Source organism: Streptomyces sp. NBC_01463, assembly GCA_036227345.1.
In the GTDB taxonomy this organism is placed as follows: Bacteria; Actinomycetota; Actinomycetes; order Streptomycetales; family Streptomycetaceae; genus Streptomyces.
Genome location: CP109468.1, coordinates 6,413,592 through 6,433,279, shown reverse-complemented (window position 1 = coordinate 6,433,279; position 19,688 = coordinate 6,413,592). Strand labels below are relative to the sequence as shown.

Annotated in this window: 17 protein-coding genes; 9 read left to right on the top strand and 8 right to left on the bottom strand. The window is 72.2% G+C overall.

Translation table 11 applies throughout. The annotated features are described in order from the left end of the window. Positions 1 to 53: 53 nt before the first annotated feature. Positions 54 to 1,808 (top strand): NAD+ synthase, encoded by a 1,755-nt coding sequence (locus tag OG521_28365; GenBank protein ID WUW24465.1) that lies wholly within the window; start codon positions 54 to 56, stop codon positions 1,806 to 1,808. Between the two features lie 123 nt (positions 1,809 to 1,931). Here the strand turns inward: OG521_28365 and OG521_28360 are convergent, their stop codons facing one another. From OG521_28360 to OG521_28345, 4 genes are all read right to left on the bottom strand, one after another. After that, a complete protein-coding gene (locus tag OG521_28360) occupies positions 1,932 to 3,143 on the bottom strand; it encodes an MFS transporter (GenBank protein ID WUW24464.1) in 1,212 nt (403 codons plus the stop codon). Between the two features lie 216 nt (positions 3,144 to 3,359). Continuing rightward, entirely contained in the window at positions 3,360 to 4,385 is a 1,026-nt protein-coding gene (locus tag OG521_28355; protein WUW24463.1) for an endonuclease/exonuclease/phosphatase family protein, read from the bottom strand. A 191-nt stretch (positions 4,386 to 4,576) separates the two neighbouring features. After that, positions 4,577 to 5,329: a TetR/AcrR family transcriptional regulator gene (locus OG521_28350; GenBank protein WUW24462.1), complete on the bottom strand. Its 753-nt coding sequence runs from the start codon at positions 5,327 to 5,329 to the stop codon at positions 4,577 to 4,579. A gap of 77 nt (positions 5,330 to 5,406) precedes the next feature. Continuing rightward, positions 5,407 to 7,011: an MFS transporter gene (locus OG521_28345; protein ID WUW24461.1), complete on the bottom strand. Its 1,605-nt coding sequence runs from the start codon at positions 7,009 to 7,011 to the stop codon at positions 5,407 to 5,409. Positions 7,012 to 7,198: 187 nt separating this feature from the next. Between OG521_28345 and panB the strand changes: the two genes are divergently transcribed. The 3 genes from panB (at position 7,199) to OG521_28330 (ending at position 10,103) form a co-directional block, all read left to right on the top strand. Then, positions 7,199 to 8,086, top strand: coding sequence for a 3-methyl-2-oxobutanoate hydroxymethyltransferase (gene panB, locus OG521_28340; protein ID WUW24460.1), 888 nt, complete (start codon positions 7,199 to 7,201; stop codon positions 8,084 to 8,086). Between the two features lie 143 nt (positions 8,087 to 8,229). Further along, the gene (locus tag OG521_28335; protein WUW26828.1) at positions 8,230 to 9,249 is read left to right on the top strand and encodes an ATP-binding cassette domain-containing protein; all 1,020 of its coding nucleotides are present in this window, start codon (positions 8,230 to 8,232) and stop codon (positions 9,247 to 9,249) included. Then, on the top strand, positions 9,246 to 10,103 hold the full coding sequence (locus OG521_28330; protein WUW24459.1) for an ABC transporter permease: 858 nt from the start codon (positions 9,246 to 9,248) through the stop codon (positions 10,101 to 10,103). The genes OG521_28335 and OG521_28330 overlap by 4 nt, the downstream gene beginning before the upstream one ends. An 8-nt stretch (positions 10,104 to 10,111) precedes the next feature. Here OG521_28330 and OG521_28325 read toward each other — a convergent pair whose 3' ends face one another. Further along, positions 10,112 to 13,429: a winged helix-turn-helix domain-containing protein gene (locus OG521_28325; protein ID WUW24458.1), complete on the bottom strand. Its 3,318-nt coding sequence runs from the start codon at positions 13,427 to 13,429 to the stop codon at positions 10,112 to 10,114. Positions 13,430 to 13,632: 203 nt separating this feature from the next. Between OG521_28325 and OG521_28320 the strand changes: the two genes are divergently transcribed. Next, a complete protein-coding gene (locus OG521_28320; GenBank protein ID WUW24457.1) occupies positions 13,633 to 14,430 on the top strand; it encodes a site-2 protease family protein in 798 nt (265 codons plus the stop codon). Positions 14,431 to 14,432: 2 nt separating this feature from the next. Here OG521_28320 and OG521_28315 read toward each other — a convergent pair whose 3' ends face one another. Together OG521_28315 and npdG are read right to left on the bottom strand one after the other, a co-directional pair. After that, positions 14,433 to 14,618: a hypothetical protein gene (locus tag OG521_28315; GenBank protein ID WUW24456.1), complete on the bottom strand. Its 186-nt coding sequence runs from the start codon at positions 14,616 to 14,618 to the stop codon at positions 14,433 to 14,435. Positions 14,619 to 14,705: 87 nt separating this feature from the next. Next, positions 14,706 to 15,416, bottom strand: a complete 711-nt coding sequence (gene npdG / locus OG521_28310) for an NADPH-dependent F420 reductase (GenBank protein WUW24455.1) — start codon at positions 15,414 to 15,416, stop codon at positions 14,706 to 14,708. Positions 15,417 to 15,557: 141 nt separating this feature from the next. Between npdG and OG521_28305 the strand changes: the two genes are divergently transcribed. Then, positions 15,558 to 16,160, top strand: coding sequence for a hypothetical protein (locus OG521_28305; protein WUW24454.1), 603 nt, complete (start codon positions 15,558 to 15,560; stop codon positions 16,158 to 16,160). A gap of 89 nt (positions 16,161 to 16,249) precedes the next feature. Beyond that, on the top strand, positions 16,250 to 17,563 hold the full coding sequence (locus OG521_28300) for an MFS transporter (protein WUW24453.1): 1,314 nt from the start codon (positions 16,250 to 16,252) through the stop codon (positions 17,561 to 17,563). 34 nt (positions 17,564 to 17,597) lie between these two features. Here the strand turns inward: OG521_28300 and OG521_28295 are convergent, their stop codons facing one another. After that, positions 17,598 to 17,831 carry a hypothetical protein gene (locus tag OG521_28295; protein WUW24452.1) on the bottom strand — a complete coding sequence of 78 codons (234 nt, stop codon included), beginning with the start codon at positions 17,829 to 17,831 and terminating at the stop codon, positions 17,598 to 17,600. 58 nt (positions 17,832 to 17,889) lie between these two features. Between OG521_28295 and map the strand changes: the two genes are divergently transcribed. Together map and OG521_28285 are read left to right on the top strand one after the other, a co-directional pair. Continuing rightward, entirely contained in the window at positions 17,890 to 18,747 is an 858-nt protein-coding gene (map, locus tag OG521_28290) for a type I methionyl aminopeptidase (protein WUW24451.1), read from the top strand. Positions 18,748 to 18,975: 228 nt separating this feature from the next. After that, on the top strand, positions 18,976 to 19,641 hold the full coding sequence (locus OG521_28285) for a biliverdin-producing heme oxygenase (GenBank protein ID WUW24450.1): 666 nt from the start codon (positions 18,976 to 18,978) through the stop codon (positions 19,639 to 19,641). Positions 19,642 to 19,688: the final 47 nt, after the last annotated feature.

Sequence of the window (19,688 nt, the reverse complement as noted above, 5' to 3'; positions counted from 1 at the left end):
TTCGCGCGGGCCCGCCAGGACATCGCGTCAGTCAGACGATTACACTGGGCGGCGTGCCTCAACTACGCCTCGCACTGAATCAGATCGACTCGACCGTCGGCGATCTCGCCGGGAACAGCGAGTCGATCGTCCACTGGACCCGGCACGCCGCCGAACAGGGCGCCCATCTGGTGGCGTTCCCCGAGATGGTGCTGACCGGTTACCCCGTCGAGGACCTGGCCCTGCGGTCGTCCTTCGTCGAGGCGTCGCGGGACGCGCTGCGCGCGCTCGCCGCCCGCCTGGACGCGGAGGGCTTCGGGGACATCCCGGTCGTCGTCGGTTACCTCGACCGTTCCGAGTTCCCCGCGCCCCGCTACGGCCAGCCCGCCGGGTCCCCGCGGAACGCCGCCGCGGTGCTGCACCGCGGGCAGATCGCGCTGAACTTCGCCAAGCACCACCTGCCCAACTACGGCGTCTTCGACGAGTTCCGGTACTTCGTGCCCGGCGACTCGATGCCCGTCGTGCGGGTGCACGGCGTGGATGTGGCGCTCGCGATCTGCGAGGACCTCTGGCAGGACGGCGGCCGGGTTCCGGCCGCGCGCGCCGCCGGAGCGGGTCTGCTGCTGTCGGTCAACGCCTCGCCGTACGAGCGGGACAAGGACGACACCCGCCTCGAACTGGTCCGCAAGCGGGCCCAGGAGGCCGGCTGCACGACCGCGTACCTCGCGATGATCGGCGGCCAGGACGAGCTGGTCTTCGACGGGGACTCGATCGTCGTCGACAAGCAGGGCGAGGTCATCGCCCGTGCACCGCAGTTCGCCGAGGGCAGCGTGATCCTGGACCTCGACCTGCCGGCCGCCTCGCCCGAGGCGCCGGCGGGCGTGGTGAACGACGGGCTGCGGATCGACCACGTGGTCCTCTCCGAGAAGCCGCTGCCGCCGTACGAGGCGGAGCTGGCCGGAGGGTACGCGGACCGGCTCGACGACGACGAGGAGCTGTACTCGGCTCTCGTGGTGGGCCTGCGGGCGTACGCGGCGAAGAACGGCTTCAGCAGTGTGCTGATCGGGCTCTCCGGCGGGATCGACTCCGCGCTGGTCGCGGCCATCGCCTGCGACGCGCTCGGCGCACCGAACGTGTACGGCATCTCGATGCCGTCGAAGTACTCCTCGGACCACTCCAAGGGCGACGCGGCCGAGCTGGCGCGGCGTACCGGGCTGAACTTCCGGACCGTACCGATCAAGCCGATGTTCGACGCGTACATGGGGTCGCTGGGGCTCACCGGTCTCGCCGAGGAGAACCTGCAGTCGCGGCTGCGCGGCACGATGCTGATGGCCGTGTCCAACCAGGAGGGCCAGATCGTCCTGGCGCCGGGCAACAAGTCGGAGCTGGCGGTCGGTTACTCGACGCTGTACGGCGACTCCGTCGGCGCGTACGGGCCGATCAAGGACGTCTACAAGACGTCGGTCTTCCGGCTGGCGAAGTGGCGCAACCGGGCCGCCGAGGAGCGCGGGCAGACCCCGCCGATCCCGGAGGCGTCCATCACCAAGCCGCCCAGCGCCGAGCTGCGGCCGGGTCAGGTCGACACGGACTCGCTGCCCGACTACGACGTGCTGGACCGGATCCTGGAGATGTACGTCGACCGGGACCAGGGGCTGGACGCGATCGTCGCGGCCGGGTTCGACGAGGCGCTGGTGGCGAAGACGCTGCGGATGGTGGACACCGCGGAGTACAAGCGGCGGCAGTACCCGCCGGGGACGAAGATCTCGCCCAAGGGCTTCGGGAAGGACCGGCGGCTGCCGATCACGAACCGGTGGCGCGAGTCCGGCTGACGCCGGGGGGCGGTGTATGGCCGCGGGCCCGTCCGGCCGAGGGTTTGTCCTCAATCGCCGGACGGGCTTGATTTGCAGGGCGTGGGCTCGGTTCTGCCGGGGCGTGGGCCCGATGCGGCCCGGTCAGTGGGCGTCCGCCGCGGACTTCCGCGGGGCGGGTTCGGACGCCCGGGCCACCACCCTCGACGGGGTGCGCTCCCGGTCCAGGACGCCCGCCGTGACCGCGACCGCGAGTCCCGCCACGGCCAGGACCGCGCCGACCAGGGCCGGGGAGGTCCAGCCCCAGCCTGCCGCGATGGCCACACCGCCCAGCCACGCACCGCCCGCGTTGGCCAGGTTGAACGCGGAGTGGTTGGAGGCGGACGCCAGGGTCGGGGCGTCCTTCGCCTTGTTCATGACGAGCATCTGCAGCGGCGTGGTCGTCATGAAGCCGACCCCGCCCAGCAGCACCACCATCACCAGAGCGGCCCACTGCACATGGGCGGCGAACGGGAAGACGGCCAGGATCACGGCGAGCGCGCCCAGTGACCCGTACAGCGTGGGGCGCAGCGCCCGGTCCGTGAGCGGGCCCGCGGCGAGTGCGCCGAGGGTCATGCCGATCCCGAAGAGCGCCAGCACCAGGGTGACGGAGGACTCCCCGAAGCCCATCGCCTCGGTCGTCATCGCCGAGAGGTAGGAGTACACGGCGAAGACCCCGGCGAAGCCGAAGACCGCGGTCAGGAGTCCGAGGAGGACCTGGCGGTTGCCGAGGGCGCGCAGTTCGTGGCGCACGTTCTGGTGGGCCTCGACGGGGATCGGGGGGACGAGGCGGGCGAGCGCGGCCATCGCGCACAGCCCGATGACCGCGACCACGAGGAACGTGGCCCGCCAGCCGAGGTGCTGGCCGAGCAGCGTGGCGGCCGGGACTCCGACGATGTTGGCGACGGTCAGGCCGAGGAACATCGTCGCCACGGCGCGCGCCTGGCGCCCCTCGGCGACCAGCCGGGCGGCGACGACGGCCCCGACGCCGAAGAACGCGCCGTGCGGCAGCCCGGCGAGCAGCCGTCCGGCGAGCAGCCAGCCGAAGCCGGGGGCCAGCGCGGAGGCGAGGTTGCCGACGGTGAAGAGCGCCATCAGCAGCAGGAGCATCCGTTTCCGCGGGAGCCGGGAGCCGACGGCGGTGAGCAGCGGGGCGCCGAGCACCACGCCGATCGCGTACGCCGAGACGAGGTAGCCCGCGGTGGGGACGGAGGTGCCCAGATCGTCCGCGACGTTGGGCAGCAGGCCCATCATCACGAATTCCGTAGTACCGATGCCGAAGGCGCTCACCGCGAGTGCGAGCAGTGCCAGTGGCATGAAGAGAGACCTTTCCGAAGTGGGCCCCGTGCGCTCCGGCCCGGCGGGCCTTCGGGAGCGGGAGGGCAGGAGGGAACGCGGCCGTACGCGCGCCGGCGCGGGCCGGCCGGGGCCGGATCGCACGGCGGCGGACCGGCTTCTTCGCCGGCGGCCTTGTTCCCGATCGGAACAAATTCTCTCAGACGAAGTGCGCCCGGAGGTAAACGGACCGTTTCGTCAGAGTTTGACGCGGGCGGCGATCGGAAGATGGTCGCTGTCCGTGGCCGGGAGCGTCCAGGACGACATGGGCTCGACGCCCTTCACCATGATCTGGTCGATCCGGGCCATCGGGAACGACGCCGGCCAGCTGAACCCGAAGCCGTCACCGGCCGCGCCCTGGGTGGAGCGCATCTGGGAGGTGACCGCGTTGAGCGAGCGGTCGTTCATGGTGCCGTTGAGGTCGCCGAGCAGGGCGACCCGCTCCAGCGGCTCGTCGGAGATGGCCTCGCCGAGGGCGTCCGCGCTCTGGTCCCGCTGGCTGGCGGTGAATCCGGCGTGCAGCTTGACCCGTACCGAGGGCAGATGCGCGACGTAGAAGGCGATCGGTCCCTCGGGCGTGGTGACGGTGGTCCGCATGGCGCGGACCCAGCCCATCTTGATGTCCACCGGGCGGGTGTCGCTGATCGGGTACTTGCTCCACAGTCCGACGGTCCCCTGCACCGAGTGGTACGGGAAGCGGTCGGCGAGCGCCGATTCGTACCGGGCCACCTGGCCGCCGGGGAGCTCCTGGAGCGCGATGACGTCGGCCCCGGAGCCGGCGACCTGCTGGGCGGTGCCGGCCGGGTCGGGGTTGTCCGCGTTGACGTTGTGGGTGGCGATGGTGAGGTCGCCGCCGCTGCCCGACTTGTCGTTGAGCAGCAGCCCGCCGAAGAGGTTGAACCAGACCACGACCGGCAGCAGCAGGGCGATCAGCGCGGTCGCCGAGCGGCGCACCAGGCCCAGGACCAGCAGCAGCGGGACGAAGACGGCGCACCACGGCAGGAACGTCTCGGTGAGGCTGCCCAGGTTGCCGATGGTGTTCGGGATCTGCGCGTGCAGGAGCATCACGAGGGTCAGCACGAGCGAGCAGCCGGCCAGGACGATGCCGCGCCGCCAGATGCCCCGGTCCCGGGTGAGTCTGTCGCGCAGGTCCTGGAAACGGGAGCCGGAGCGCTGCGGTTCCGCGCCGCCGTTTCCGGTGTCCGTCCTGTACGCCTGAACCATCGCGCTGTCCTCACTGCCTTGCCGTACACATCGCCGCGCCTCACGACCCTAGGCGATGGGCGATGCCTTTCCGGCCGTCGGCGACGACCGTACTGCCACGAGGACGACCCGGACGGTACGGCGGGTTCCGGCCAGGGGTGGTTCGGGGGTGCTTGTGACAGAACGATCACATCCGACCGGGCCCGGGCGCGTCAGCCGCGGCCGGTGCCCTCACCGGGCGGTGCGGCGCCGTGGCGGGGCCCGAGGCCCTCGACCAGCAGGCGGACGATGCGGTCGGCGAGGTCCTCGGGCAGCGGCGCGTCCGGCCGGTGGATGGTGCGTACGAGCATGGGGCCGAGGAACAGGTCGTCCATCAGCTCCACGTCCGTGTCGCCCCGCAGTTCCCCCGCCGTGACGGCCCGGCCGACGGCGGCGAGCATCGCGGCCCTGCGGGGTGCGATCACGGTGCACTGGTACTCGGCCCACAGCCGGGGGTGGCTCTTCATCTGCGCGAAGACGTTGTGCAGCAGGACCGAGGAGCGCTGGGCGAGACCGCGGGTGCGCATCGACTCCAGCAGGACCCGCAGGTCACCGAGGCCGCCGGTGCCGGAGACCTCGGGTTCCGGGGGCTCGATGTCGCGCAGGACGTCGACGAAGAGCTCCTCCTTGTCGGCCCAGCGGCGGTAGATGGTGGCCTTGCCGACCCCGGCGGTACGGGCGATCCGCTCGATGGAGAGGCCGGCGAGGGGTTCGCCGGCCTCCAGGAGTGCGACGACGGCGTCCAGGATGGCCCGCTCGGCCGCCGCGCTGCGCGGGCGGCCGCGGCGGGGCTCCGACTCGTCGCCGGGGCGGGGTTCCTGGTCCCGGTCGCCGGGGACCCGGGGGTCCCGCTCCCGGCCGTCGCGGGCCCCCCGGTCCTGCTCGCCGGGGGCCCGGCCGTCCCGGTCCGGTGCCTGAGCCTGCACGTGAAACCACCTTTCGCCGCCCCCGATTCTCGCCGACGCGGGCGACGCCCGCCGCCGGCCGTGTGCGGCCGCCGGTCTCAGCGCGCGGCACGCGCGGGAACCGCCTCCTCCTCCTGGGCGGGCGGCTGCCCGGCGGGCGGCCTGCCCGGCAGGAACAGCGCGACCACGATCGCTCCGACGAGGGCGACGCACGCCGAGCCGATCGCCGTGACGTGCATGGCGCTCAGGAAGGCGTCGTGCGCGGCGGCGACCAGCGGGGTGCCGGCCGGGCCCATCTTCTCCGCGACACCGAGTGTCGCCTCGATCGACTCCCCGGCCACGTCCCTGGCCGCGGCCGGGACCGCGTCGAGGTGACCCTCGATGTCGCCGCGGTAGACGGTGGACAGCACCGAGCCGAGGACGGCGATCCCGAGGGCGCCGCCGACCTGCCGGAACGTGTTGTTGACGGCCGAGCCGGAGCCGGCCTTCTCGCGGGGCAGCGCCTGCATCACGGCGACGGTGACGGGCGGCATCACATGGGCCATGCCCGTGCCCTGGACGAAGAAGACCACGCACATCACCCACACCGGGGTGGTGGCGTCGAACAGGACGAACGCGGCCAGTCCGCCGGCGACCAGCAGCATGCCGACGGTGCACACGGCACGGGCGCCGAACCGCTCGACGACGAGCCGGGCGCGCGGGGCGAAGATCATCTGCGCGACGGCCAGCGGCAGGATCAGCAGCCCGGACTGCAGGGCGCTCCAGCCGCGCACGCTCTGCATGTAGAAGGCGGAGAAGAACGTCACGCCCATGAGGGCGAAGAAGACCAGCGCGATGGCGGCGACGGCGGCGGAGAAGGCCGGCTTGCGGAAGTACGAGACGTCGATGGCCGGGCTGCTGCTGCGCTTCTCGTGCAGGACGAAGACGACGAGGACGGCCAGGCCGCCGATGACCGGCAGCAGCACGGAGGCGTCGGTGAAGTCGGCGAGCTCGCCGCCGCGGATGATGCCGTATACCAGCAGCACCAGGCCGATGATGGAGAGCACCACGCCGACCGGGTCGAGCCGGCCCGGCTTCGGGTCCCTGGAGTCCGGTACGAGGATCACCATCGCGATCAGCGCGACGACCACGACGGGCACGTTGACCAGGAAGATCGAGCCCCACCAGAAGTGTTCCAGGAGCAGCCCGCCGGTGATCGGGCCGATCGCGATGCCGAGGCCGACGCTGCCGGCCCAGATGCCGATGGCCTTGGGCTGCTCGTCGCGTTCGAAGACGTTCATCAGGACGGCGAGGGTGGCCGGCATCACGAAGGCGGCCCCGAAGCCCATCACGGCGCGCCAGGTGATGAGTTCACCGGGCGATCCCGACATGGCGGCGAGGGCGGAGCCCAGGCCGAACAGGACGATGCCGAAGAGCAGGACCTTCTTGCGGCCGATGCGGTCGCCGAGCAGGCCCGCGGTGAAGAGCAGCCCGGCGAAGACGAGGGTGTAGGAGTTGATGGCCCACTCCAGCTCGCTCTGGGTGGCTCCCAGACCGGTGGGCGAGGGCGAGGCGATCGTCTTGACCGCGACATTCAGGATCGAGTTGTCGAGCACCACGATGAGCAGGCTGAACATCAGAACAGCGAGGATCGCCCAGCGGCGGCGGTGGACCGCCTCGGGGACCTGGGGCACGGCGACGGGAGCGCCGGACGGTATGGACATGCCGAGAGCCTAACGCCATTTCGATACGAGACCGTCTCGTATTGGAAAGTCTTTACCGGGCCTGTACGGCACCCGGTGCCAGGCCGGTGCGCGGGCCCACTTCCCGTGAACGGCTCCGGGATGCCACCATGGAAGCGATCCGGGGACGCCGTCAGGGCGCCTCGAGATGACGAAGGAGCCGTTGGCAATGTCGCTTCAGGCTGCGCACAACCAGTCCGCCACACCCCCCGCGGGAGCCCCGTCCGACAGCAGCAAGGCGCTGTACGGAGGAAAGAGCAACCGCCGGGTCACCGTCCACGACATCGCCGCCGCCACCGAGCGCGGCGAGAAGTGGCCCATGCTCACCGCCTACGACGCGATGACCGCGTCCGTCTTCGACGAGGCCGGCATCCCGGTCATGCTCGTCGGCGACTCCATGGGCAACTGTCACCTCGGCTACGAGTCCACCGTGCCCGTCACGATGGACGAGATCGCCATCCTGTCCGCCGCCGTCGTCCGGGGCACCCGGCGTGCCCTGATCGTCGCCGACCTGCCCTTCGGCTCCTACCAGGAGAGCCCCGTCCAGGCCCTGCGCAACGCCACCCGGCTGATCAAGGAGTCCGGCGTCGGCGCGGTCAAGCTGGAGGGCGGCGAGCGCAGCCACGAGCAGATCAGGCTCCTGGTCGACGCCGGCATCCCGGTCATGGCGCACATCGGCCTGACCCCGCAGTCCGTGAACGCGATGGGCTACCGGGTGCAGGGCCGCGGCGAGGAGGCCGCCCAGCAGATGCTGCGCGACGCCAAGGCCGTGCAGGACGCGGGCGCGTTCGCCGTCGTCCTGGAGCTCGTACCGGCCGAACTGGCCGCCGAGGTCACCCGCACCCTGCACATCCCGACCATCGGCATCGGCGCCGGTCCGGACACCGACGCCCAGGTGCTGGTCTACACCGACATGGTCGGTCTGACCGGCGGCAAGGTGCCGCGCTTCACCAAGCAGTACGCCAACCTGCGCCAGGTCCTGGGCGACGCGGCGAAGGCATACGCGGACGAGGTCGTCGGCGGCACCTTCCCGGCGCCGGAGCACACCTTCCACTAGTGCCGTGAGGGGCACCAGGCCCTGAGGTCGCACGGCCCGACGACCACTGCCGCACCACCGACAGCCCGCCGACTTCCCCCATCGGCGGGCTGTCGCACTGCTGTCGGCGGACTGTCGGCGGGTTGTCGGTGGCGCCTGGTCTGATGGTGGACATGACGCGAATCGACAAGAACCCCAGCAGCGGCGGCAACGCCGTCGAGGTACGGGGGCTGGTCAAGCACTACGGCTCGACCAAAGCTCTGGACGGCGTGGACCTCGATGTGCGCGAGGGCACCGTCCTCGGCGTGCTCGGCCCCAACGGCGCCGGCAAGACCACCCTCGTCCGCTGCCTGTCCACCCTGATCCAGCCGGACGCCGGACACGCGATCGTGGCGGGCTACGACGTGGTGAAGCAGCCCCGCGCGCTGCGCCGCACCATCGGCCTGACCGGCCAGTACGCCTCGGTCGACGAGAAGCTCTCCGGCTGGGAGAACCTCTACATGATCGGGCGGCTGCTCGATCTCCCCCGCAAGAAGGCCCGTTCGCGCGCCGACGAACTGCTGGAGCGCTTCTCGCTCACCGACGCGGCGAGGAAGGCCGCGATGGAGTACTCCGGCGGCATGCGGCGCCGGCTCGACCTGGCCGCCTCCATGATCGGCAGCCCGGCCGTCCTGTACCTGGACGAACCGACGACGGGGCTCGACCCCCGTACCCGCAACGAGGTCTGGGACGAGGTGCAGCGCATGGTCGCGGAGGGGGCGACCGTGCTGCTCACCACCCAGTACATGGAAGAGGCCGAACAGCTCGCCAACGAGCTCACCGTCATCGACCAAGGCAGGATCATCGCCCGCGGCGGTGTCGACGAGCTGAAGGCCAAGGTAGGCGGCCGCACCCTGCAGATCCGCCCCGCCGACCCGGCGGACCTGGCCCCGATGGCGCAGGCGCTGCGGGAGACCGGTCTCGACGGCGTCGCGGGCGCCCAGGCGGTCCCGGACGAGGGGCTGCTGTTCGTCCCGATCCTCAGCGACGAGCAGCTCACCGCCGTCATCGGCCTGCTCGGCACCCGGGGCTTCGCACTGGCGCACGTCGCCACCGCACTGCCCAGCCTGGACGAGGTGTTCCTCGCCATCACCGGCGACAAGGCCCACGTCACCGACACGACTCCCCAGGAGGTCGCGGCATGAGCACCACGACTCTGACGCCCACCCCCACCAGTACCGCCCCGTCCGCCCCGGCCGGGAAGATCCACGACGAGGGCCGGATCGGACTGCGGAACAACCTGCGCCACATCGGGGCGCTGGTGCGGCGCAACCTGCTCCAGATCAAGAAGGATCCGGAGTCGATGTTCGACGCGCTCCTGATGCCGGTCATCTTCACGCTGCTGTTCGTCTACGTCTTCGGCGGCTCGGTCGGCGGCAGCATGGGCGGCGGCCGGCAGGAGTACCTGAACTACCTGATCCCCGGTCTGATGGCGATGATGGGCATGAACATCGCCATGGCGGTCGGCTCCGGTGTCAACGACGACTTCCGCAAGGGCGTCATGGACCGGTTCCGCACGATGCCGATCGCCCGTTCCTCGGTGCTCATCGCGAAGATCGTGGTCGAGCTCGGCCGCATGATGGTCGCCACGCTCATCCTGCTGGGCATGGGCTTCGCCCTCGGCATGGAGCTCCAGGAGTCGGTGCTGGGCCTGATCGGGGCGATCGCCCTGTCGGCCGCCTTCGGCGCCGCCATCATGTGGATCTTCATCCTGCTCGGACTGACGCTGAAGACCTCTCAGGCTGTCCAGGGAATGGGGATGCTCGTGCTGATGCCTCTCCAGTTCGGCTCCTCGATCTTCGCCCCGACGAAGACGATGCCCGGCTGGCTCCAGACCTTCACCGACTACAACCCGCTGTCCAACCTGGCCGACGCCGCGCGCGCCCTGATGATGGGCGGGCCGCTGGCCCACTCGGTCTGGGTGACGCTCGGCTGGACCGTGGTCATCACCGCGGTGACGGCACCGCTCGCGGTGGCCAAGTTCCGCAAGAAGTCCTGACCGGACGGTCAGTTCCGGTACGCGTCGACGAGGGCGGCGGCCTCCTCCAGGGAGAGGCCGCCGCCCTCGGCGTACGCCGCCTCGTAGCCGGTGTCCCCGAGCACGGCACGGGCCAGCTCCTCGGCACGGGCGAAGTTCTCCCGTTCCATGGACGTCAGGAAGTGCCCCTCGGGCAGCAGCTCCCGGCCGGCGGCCAGCAGTCGCGCGGCGACGGCCGCCCCGCGCTCCTCGCCGAGCCCGCCCAGCGCCCAGGCCAGGGTGACCAGATGGATCACGGCCATCTGCGGCGCCACCATCTGCGTCAGCGGGTCACCCAGGCGGGCCAGCGCCTGCCTGCCCTGCGCCAGCGCGCCGGCGTACTCACCGTCCTGGTTGTCCAGCCAGGCCAGACCGCCGATCACGAAGCCCTCGAAGATCGCCATCGTCTGGGACTTGAACTCGTCGAGCAGCACCGCGAACTGCTCGCGCGCCTCGGCGGTACGGCCGCTGCGGCCCAGCCACATGGCCAGGAAGAGCCGCGCCGCCGGTCTCGCCTCGTGCCCCGTGTGCCGCCCGTCGGCGAGCACCTCGCGCAGGATCTCCTCACCCTCCGGACCGCGGCCGAGCTCGGTGAGCACGGCGGCGTACCGGGTGCGGAGCACCGACACCTGGGCCAGGGCGCCGAGCTTCTCCGCGTAGCCGATCGCGGCCTGGTAGTCCTCGGCCGCGCGGGGGTAGTCGCCCGTCTTCTCGTTCGCCTCGCCGCGGGAGGAGAGCGCCTCGGCCATCCCCCAGTCGTCGCCGAGACGGCCGAAGATCTCCAGGCTCTCGTCGGCGTCCACATGGGCCGCGCCCGCCCAGTCGGGGCGGTTGGCCAGCACGTTGGCACGCATCTGGAGTGCCGCGGCGAGTTCCCACTCGAAGGCGAACTCCCTTGCGGCGCGGACCGTTTCGTCCAGGAGGTGACGCAGGTCCTGCACGCCTCCGGTGAGCATGACGGCGAAGAACCACAGCGATGCGGGGCTCCGGCAGGTCTGCGGCTGGCCGGCCCGGTAGGTCGCGGCGATCCCCCGCAGCCGCTCCATGCTGGCCTCGTTCGTCCACTCGTCCATCGCGTGGTCCATGCTGACCAGCTGGACCAGCGCCACCTGGCGCCTGGCCTCCTGGAGCAGTTCGGGTCCCATCGGCGGGGGCGCGTCGGTGCAGCGCTCGTGGATCGAGGGCGCGGGCCGCACGGGCGTGGCGAACGGGTCGGGCCCGAGGGCCGCGGTGGCGTCCGCCCAGTGCAGCGCGTCGCTGCGCAGATTGCGGATCTGCCAGTACCAGGACAGCGAGATCACCATGCACAGCGCCTCCTGCTCGTCGCGGGCGGCGACGGCGTGCCGCAGCGCGGTGCGCAGGTTCTCGTACTCCCGGCGCAGGAGCTCGATGGCGGCCCGCTGTCCGGGGCCGCGGAGCAACGGGTCGGTGGTACGGGCCAGTTCCCGGAAGTACACCTGGTGGCGGCGCTCGACGTCCTCCCGCTCCCCGGACTCCTCCAGCCGCTGCGCCGCGTACTCGCCGACGGTCTCCAGCAGCCGGTAGCACATCGCGCCGTCCGCCGTCGGTGCAGCCACGACCAGGGACTTGTCGACGAGGGAGCCGAGCAGCCCGGCGACCTCGTGCGCCTGCTCCGGTCCGTACGCGCAGACCGCCTCGGCCGCTTCGAGGGTGCAGCCGCCGGCGAAGACGGAGAGCCTGCGCAGGGTGCTGCGCTCCTCCTCGGCGAGGAGGTCCCAGGACCAGTCGACGACGGCCCGCAGGGTCTGCTGGCGCGGGAGCACGGTGCGGCTGCCGTTGGTCAGCAGCCGGAACCGGTCGTCGAGCCGCTCGGCGATCTGGTGCGGGGTGAGCATCCGCAGCCGGGCGGCGGCGAGTTCGATGGCGAGCGGCAGGCCGTCCAGCCGGCGGCAGATCTCGGCGGTGGCCACCGCGGTCGCCCCGTCGGCGTCGACCCGGAAGCCGGGCAGGGCGGCGGCGCCGCGCTCGGCCAGCAGGCGCAGGGCCGTCGGGGCGGGCAGCGGCTCGACGGGCCGGACGAACTCGCCGGGCACACCGAGGGGTTCGCGACTGGTGGCGAGGACGGTGAGACCCGGGCAACGGGCCAGCAGGTGGTCGGCTAGGGCGGCGGCGGCCCCGATCAGATGCTCGCAGTTGTCCAGGAGCAGCAGCATGCGGCGGCGGGAGCAGTACTCGGTGAGGCGGGCGAGCGGTTCGCCGGCGCCCCGTTCGGCGGCCCGGAGCTCCTCGGCGCCGGCGCCGCGCAGCACGGTCTCCCGGGCACCGAGTGCCCCGAGCACCGCCTCCGGCACCGCGTCGGGATCGTCGACGGGCGCGAGCTCGGCCAGCCAGACCCCGTCCGGCCACACCGCCGGGTCGACGGACTCGGCGGCCTCCTGGGAGAGCCGGGTCTTCCCGGCCCCGCCCGGCCCGAGCAGGGTGACCAGCCGGGCCCGGGAGAGGTCGCCGCGCAGCGCGTCGATGTCGCTCTCGCGTCCGACGAAGCTGGTGAGCCTGGCCCGGAGGTTGCCCTGGCGGACGACGGGGGCGGGAGCGACGGGGGCCGGCCGCGGGGCGGTGCGGGGCGGTTCCTGGCGGAGCAGTTCGGCGTGCAGCGCGCTGAGCGCGGGCCCGGGATCGGTGCCGAGGCGGTCGGCGAGGACGGTGCGCACCTCGTCGTACGCGGCCAGGGCCTGGGCGGTGCGTCCCGCGTCGCGCAGGGCCCGCAGCCGCAGTGCCTGGAGGGGTTCGTCGAGGGGGTGCTCGCCGCAGAGCGCGGCCAGCTCCGGCAGCACCTCGTCGGCCCGGCCGAGCGCGAGCGCCGCGGTGATCCTGGCCCGGCGGGCGTCGAGCCGGCGGGCCGTCCAGCGCGTCGCGACGGTGTGGCGGTCGGGGAGGTCGGCGAGGACCGGTCCGCGCCACAGGCCCAGCGCGTCGTCGAGGACGCTCAGGGCCTTGGCCGGATCGCCCGCCTCCAGCGCCCGGGTCCCCTCCCCCGCGAGCCGCTCGAACCGGTACAGGTCGATGCTGTCCGGTTCGGCGGCCAGCCGGTAGCCGCTGTCCGCCGACGCGACCTCGGCATGGCCGAGTATCCGCCGCAGCCGGCCCACGAGGGCCTGCAGGGCGCCCGGCGCGTCGGCGGGCGGCTCCCCGTCCCACACCTCGTCGACGAGCACCGCGACGGGCACCGTCCGGCCGGGGCGCAGCGCGAGCACGGCGAGCAGGGCGCGCAACCGCGCCCCGCCGATGGCGACGGCCGTGCCGTCGTCGCGGAGTGCCTGGGTGGTACCGAGGATGCCGTAGCGCACGCGCCCATTGTCCGTGACGGGGGCCGTGCCCCGCACCGGCGCCCGGCCGGTCCCGTCCGTCCCGTTCCCCGCCCTGTCGCTCATCCCCCCACCCTTCACGGAACCACCGGCCGGATGCGAGACGTTTGTCCCGTGTCGCCTGTACGGTCGGGGCTCGCCGCCCGCCCGCTCCCGCCCTTCCCGAAGCCACCAGGAGCCCGCCGATGACCACCGCAACAGCCCGCAGCGACCGGCGGATCAGCCCGGTGTTCCTCGGCATCGCCGCCGTGACGGCGGTGTCCGGCTGGGCGGTGTGGACGGACTTCGCCGAGCAGCCGGGCTTCGCCACGTTCCTCTTCGTCACGGCGGCCTGGGTCGTCTCGCTCTGTCTCCACGAGTACGCCCACGCCAGGACGGCGCTGCACAGCGGCGACATCTCCATCGGCGCCAAGGGATACCTGACCCTCAACCCGCTGAAGTACACCCATGCGCTGCTGAGCATCGTGCTGCCCGTGCTGTTCGTGATCATGGGCGGTATCGGGCTGCCGGGTGGCGCGGTCTTCATCGAGCGGGGCCGGATCCGCGGCCGCTGGAGGCACAGCCTGATCTCTGCGGCGGGGCCCCTCACCAACGTCCTGTTCGCGCTCGTGTGCACCGCGCCGTTCTGGCTGGACGCGCTGGACGGCGTCCCGGTCGCCTTCCGGTACGCCCTGGCCTTCCTGGCGCTGCTCCAGGTGACGGCCGCGATCCTGAACTCGGTGCCGGTGCCGGGGCTCGACGGTTACGGGGTGATCGAGCCGTGGCTCTCGCACTCGGTCCGGCGCGCGGTGGAGCCGATCGCACCGTTCGGGCTGATCGCGGTCTTCGCCCTGCTGTGGGTCCCCGAGGTGCACGCGGCGTTCTTCGACGCGATCGACGCGCTGCTGCGGTCGCTGGGCGTCAGCGAGTTCGAGACGTACTGCGGTCTCGACGCCTACCGCTTCTGGCAGACGGCGAACCCGGTGTGTGCGATGAACGGGTAGCTCTAGGCGCTCCGCGCGGGCCGGGCGGCGCGCTGACGGCGTACGTAGTACCAGGCCATGTTGGACGAGAGCCCGACCAGCAGCACCCAGACGATCCCGATGAGCCAGCTGCCCTGCACGAAGGAGATCACGGCGGCCGCGACGGCGAGGACGCAGACGGCGATGGCGTAGAGAGCGAGGCGGGGCATGGGGGTGGCTCCTGTCGGGGGGTGGTGCGCGGTCCCGTCCAGTGTCCCCCATGCCTCCGGCCGCTCCGAGCAGGGTGCCGCGCCGGCTCAGACGTCGGTGGTGCGCAGTCCGGCGTGTGCCTTGTAGCGGCGGTTGACGGAGATCAGGTTGGCGACGAGCGACTCGACCTGGTGGGCGTTGCGGAGCCGGCCCGCGAAGATGCCGCGCATCCCGGGGATGCGGCCGGCCAGGGCCTGGACGGTGTCGGTGTCGGCGCGGGCCTCGCCCAGCACCAGGACGTCGGTGTCGATCTCCTCGATCGTCTCGTCCTGGAGCAGCACGGCCGAGAGGTGGTGGAAGGCGGCGGTGACGCGGGACTCCGGGAGCAGGGCGGCGGCCTGCTCGGCGGCGCTGCCCTCCTCGGGCTTCAGGGCGTAGGCGCCCTTCTTGTCGAAGCCGAGCGGGTTGACGCAGTCGATGACGAGCTTGCCGGCGAGCTCGTCGCGCAGGGACTCCAGGGTCTTGGCGTGCCCGTCCCACGGCACGGCCACGATCACGACGTCGCTGTCGCGCGCGCACGCGGCGTTGTCGGCCCCCCGGACGCCGTGGCCCAGCTCGTCGGCGGCGGCCTGCGCCCGGTCGGCCGCACGGGATCCGATGATCACGTCCTGGCCCGCGCGGGCGAACCGGTAGGCGAGTCCGCGGCCCTGCGGGCCGGTGCCGCCGAGCACACCGATGGTCAGACCGGACACGTCGGGGAGGTCCCAGGGGTCCTTGGCAGGGGGCTTGGGCGCGCTGCCGCTGTCATTCGTAGTCATGGCCCCGACACTACTGCCAGGTACGGGGAGCGGGGGCGGTCTCTCCCGGCCGGTGGGACGGGTCGCCCCATGGGTCCCGTTCGGGTGGTTCCGCCGGCGTTCGCCGGTGCCGGGGACGGGGTTGGTGCATGATGCCGGGCCATGGATGCCGTACGTGTGGCGCTGCTGCGTGAGGTGCTGGCCGGGACCCAGTGGCCGGCGGCCACCCGCCGGTTCGCGGGGGCACTGCGCTCGTCCGTCGTGCCGCACGGCGGGGGGCTGCTGCTGGTGGGGACCGAGGCGTACGAGCCGTGGCACCTGGCGGCCCATCTGGTCGACGAGTCCACCTGGTCGGGGCTGCCCGAGCTGACGCCGACGCTGGTACGCCACCGGGTGGAGCCGGGCGACCCGGCGCACCTGGCCGTGGGGCTCGGCCGGATCGAGACGGCCGGGCGGGGCGAGACGCTGCTCGTGGTGGTGCCGGAGCGGCCGGGCGAGGGGCTGCTGGAGCGGGTGCACGACGCCCGCCGGGCGGGGGCGACGGTGCTCTCGCTGGACAACGGCGATCCGGAGGTGCGGGGGCTCGCCCACGAGGCCCTGTCCGTGACGGGCGGCGACGACGTGGACCTGGACACCGTCCAGCACCTGGTCAGCGCGGCGGCCGGGGAGAACAGCGCGCCCGTGCCGCGCGGCCGGCTGCGCTTCCGGGACCGGCTGTCCCGGCTCGCCGACCAGCTGACCGCGCCGCCCCCGCCGCGGTGGTAGCGGGGCGGGCCCCGCCGTGTGACGCGTCCGCCCTCACCTGGTGAAACGTATTTGCTCCCGGCCGGTGTCACGGCGGAGCATGGCTCCTCGTGACCCCTCGCCCCTCCCTCGCCGCCAGAGTCGCCGCGCTGCTCCCCGATCTCTCGCCCTGGCGTTCCTCGGCGGACTTCCGTCTGCTGTGGGTGCAGGGGATCGTCACCTACTTCGGCAGTTTCATGGCGCTGATCGCGCTGCCGCTCCAGATCAAGGACCTGACCGGGTCGCCGCTCGCCGTGGGCGCGATGGGTGCGGTCGAGCTGGTGCCCCTGGTCGTGTTCGGGCTCTACGGCGGTGCGCTCGCCGACGCGGCCGACCGCCGAAAGGTCATTCTGGCCACCGAGGCGGGGCTCGGCCTGCTCGCGCTCGTCCTGCTGGTGAACGCGGCCCTGCCCGACCCGATGCTCTGGCCGCTCTACGTGGTGGCCGGCGGGGTCTCCGCGCTCGCCGGGCTCCAGCGGCCCGCGCTCGACTCGCTGATGGCCCGCATCGTGCCGCACGACCAGCTGGGCGCAGCCGCCGCGCTGAACTCGCTGCGCTGGCAGGCCGGCGCGATCCTGGGCCCGGCGCTGGCCGGCCTGGTGGTGGCGTACGCCGGGCACGCCACGGCGTACGCGGTCACCGTGGTCACGTTCGCCGTCTCCGTGGTGCTCTGCCGCAGGCTCGCGCCCGCCCCGCCCGCGGAGAAGGGGACGAAGCCGTCCCTGCGGGGCATCGCGGAGGGCGCGCGCTACGCGTGGAGCCGGCCGGTGCTGCTGGGGACGTACGCGATCGACATGGCGGCGATGTTCTTCGCCTTCCCGAACACGATCTTCCCGTTCCTCGCCGACGAGCTGGACGCGGAGTGGTCGCTGGGACTGATGTACGCGGCGGGCTCGGTCGGCTCCCTCGTGCTCGGCCTGACCAGCGGCTGGACCGCACGGGTGCGCCGGCACGGACTGTTCGTGGTGTTCGGTGCGGCCGTCTGGGGGCTGGCGATCGCGGCGGCCGGCTGGTTCGGCGACATCTGGCTGGTGCTGATCTGCCTGACGGTCGCCGGCGCGGGCGACATGCTCAGCGGCCTCGGCCGCTCGACCATCTGGAACCAGACGATCCCGGAGGAGCTGCGGGGCCGGCTGGCGGGCATCGAGGTGCTCTCGTACAGCGTGGGCCCGCAGCTGGGCCAGGTGCGGGCCGGCGGCATGGCGGGGTGGACGGGGACCCGTACCGCGGTGTGGAGCGGCGGTGTGGCGTGCGTGGCCTCGGTGGCGCTGCTGGCCGCCGCACTGCCGAAGCTGCTGACGTACGACTCGGAGACCGACGAGGACGCGCTGCGCCGACGGGCGCAGAGCGAGGAGACGCTGCGGGCGGCGGCGCCGACGGGCTGAGCCCGGGGCGCTCGCGCCCCGGACCCGTCAGCCCTCAGCCGTTCGTGTCCTCGTCCGGCCCCTGGCGGTCGTGCCACTTCGGGTCGGTCTCCCACTCCAGGTTCCTGGCCTGTGCCGTCTCCATGGCGTGCTGCGCCTCCTGGCGGGAGGTGTACGGGCCGAAGCGGTCCTTGGCCGGGCACTCGGGGCCCTCCTCGACCTTCTTGTGCTCCAGGCAGTAGAACCACTCGCCCGGCTTGCCGACCGTGCGCTTCTTGAACAGGGCCATCTCCGGCTCCTTTCCTTGATGCCATGCTGCCCCAGGCGCGCTGGTTAGACTCGCTGGCATGTCTGGCCAGTCGCTGCTTGTACCAGGGGAGCTCACTCCCGTCCGTTCCGTGCCCGGAAACATCCGGCGCCCCGAGTATGTCGGCAAGCCGGCCCCGACGCCGTACACCGGCCCGGAGGTCCAGGACGCCGACACCGTCGAGCGCATGCGCATCGCGGGACGCATCGCCGCGCAGGCGATGGGCGAGGCCGCGAAGCACATCGCGCCGGGGGTCACGACGGACGAACTCGACCGGGTCGCGCACGAGTTCATGTGCGACCACGGCGCCTACCCGTCGACGCTGGGCTACCGCGGTTTCCCCAAGTCGCTGTGCACCTCGCTCAACGAGGTCATCTGCCACGGCATTCCGGACTCCACGGTGCTGCGCGACGGCGACATCGTGAACCTCGACGTGACGGCGTACATCAACGGTGTGCACGGCGACAACAACGCCACCTACCTCTGCGGCGACGTGGACGAGGAGTCGCGGCTGCTCGTGGAGCGCACCGAGGAGTCGCTGCGGCGGGCGATCAAGGCGGTGCGGCCGGGCCGCCAGGTCAATGTGATCGGCCGGGTCATCGAGTCGTACGCCAAGCGCTTCGGATACGGGGTGGTGCGGGACTTCACGGGGCACGGGATCAACTCCTCGTTCCACTCCGGGCTGATCATCCCGCACTACGACAGCCCGCACGCCACCACCGTGATGCAGCCCGGCATGACGTTCACCATCGAGCCGATGCTGACGCTCGGGTCCCACGACTACGACATGTGGGACGACGGCTGGACCGTGGTGACGAAGGACCGCAAGCGCACCGCCCAGTTCGAGCACACGCTGGTGGTGACGGAGACGGGCGCCGACGTCCTCACGCTCCCGTAGCCCCTCCCCTTCATCCTGACGGCCGCCTCTCACCGGGGCGGCCGTTCTCGTTTCTCCGGCCGTCTCCCGGGCAGTTTTTACCGACAGGCCGTCGGGAAGCAGTTGACTTAGGTAAGCCTAAGTAGGAAGATCGAGCCATCGGCACACGCTGCGGCGGACAACCTCGGCAGGCCGATATTTCCGTCTCTTTCTGGACTTCCCGTCCCCCTCGGTCCCCGGAGGCCCGCCTTGGACGCAACCGTCACCGCCACGCCCTTCTCGACGCTGATCCGTACCGCGTCGCACGAGCAGCACACCGAGGCCGAGACCTCGACCTTCATGAGCGATCTGCTCGGCGGGCGGCTCGGCGTGGACGCGTACACGCGCTACACCGAGCAGCTGTGGTTCGTGTACCGGGCACTGGAGGACGGCGCCCGGGCGCTGGCGGCGGACCCGGTCGCCGGGCCGTTCATACAGTCCGAGCTGATGCGCACCGCCGAGCTGGAGCGCGATCTGGCGCATCTGCGGGGCGCCGACTGGCGTACGGGCCTGGAGCCGCTGCCGGCGACGGCCGCGTACGCCGGCCGGGTCGCCGAGTGCGCCCGCGACTGGCCCGCCGGGTACATCGCGCACCACTACACCCGCTACCTCGGCGACCTCTCCGGCGGGCAGATCATCCGCGACAAGGCGGAGAAGACCTGGGGCTTCGCGCGCAAGGGCGACGGGGTGCGGTTCTACGTCTTCGAGCAGATCGACAACCCCGCCTCCTTCAAGCGGGGTTACCGCGAGCTGCTGGACGCGGTGAACGCGGACGATCTGGAGAAGCAGCGGATCGTGGACGAGTGCAAGCGGGCGTTCGCGCTGAACACCGAGGTGTTCCGGGAGCTGGGCGAGGTGTTCCCGCTCAGCGCGTAGTCCTTGGCGGTCGGCGGCGGGGTGCCCGGGCTCGGGTGCTCCGCCGC

What these genes read in the sequence shown, in the direction of transcription:
- map (WUW24451.1), top strand. Translation starts at nt 17,890, where the DNA reads ATGTCTGGCCAGTCGCTGCTTGTACCAGGGGAGCTCACTCCCGTCCGT.
- OG521_28360 (WUW24464.1), bottom strand. Translation starts at nt 3,143, where the DNA reads ATGCCACTGGCACTGCTCGCACTCGCGGTGAGCGCCTTCGGCATCGGT.
- npdG (WUW24455.1), bottom strand. Translation starts at nt 15,416, where the DNA reads ATGACTACGAATGACAGCGGCAGCGCGCCCAAGCCCCCTGCCAAGGAC.
- panB (WUW24460.1), top strand. Translation starts at nt 7,199, where the DNA reads ATGTCGCTTCAGGCTGCGCACAACCAGTCCGCCACACCCCCCGCGGGA.
- OG521_28305 (WUW24454.1), top strand. Translation starts at nt 15,558, where the DNA reads ATGGATGCCGTACGTGTGGCGCTGCTGCGTGAGGTGCTGGCCGGGACC.
- OG521_28335 (WUW26828.1), top strand. Translation starts at nt 8,230, where the DNA reads ATGGTGGACATGACGCGAATCGACAAGAACCCCAGCAGCGGCGGCAAC.
- OG521_28295 (WUW24452.1), bottom strand. Translation starts at nt 17,831, where the DNA reads ATGGCCCTGTTCAAGAAGCGCACGGTCGGCAAGCCGGGCGAGTGGTTC.
- OG521_28345 (WUW24461.1), bottom strand. Translation starts at nt 7,011, where the DNA reads ATGTCCATACCGTCCGGCGCTCCCGTCGCCGTGCCCCAGGTCCCCGAG.
- OG521_28355 (WUW24463.1), bottom strand. Translation starts at nt 4,385, where the DNA reads ATGGTTCAGGCGTACAGGACGGACACCGGAAACGGCGGCGCGGAACCG.
- OG521_28320 (WUW24457.1), top strand. Translation starts at nt 13,633, where the DNA reads ATGACCACCGCAACAGCCCGCAGCGACCGGCGGATCAGCCCGGTGTTC.
- OG521_28315 (WUW24456.1), bottom strand. Translation starts at nt 14,618, where the DNA reads ATGCCCCGCCTCGCTCTCTACGCCATCGCCGTCTGCGTCCTCGCCGTC.
- OG521_28330 (WUW24459.1), top strand. Translation starts at nt 9,246, where the DNA reads ATGAGCACCACGACTCTGACGCCCACCCCCACCAGTACCGCCCCGTCC.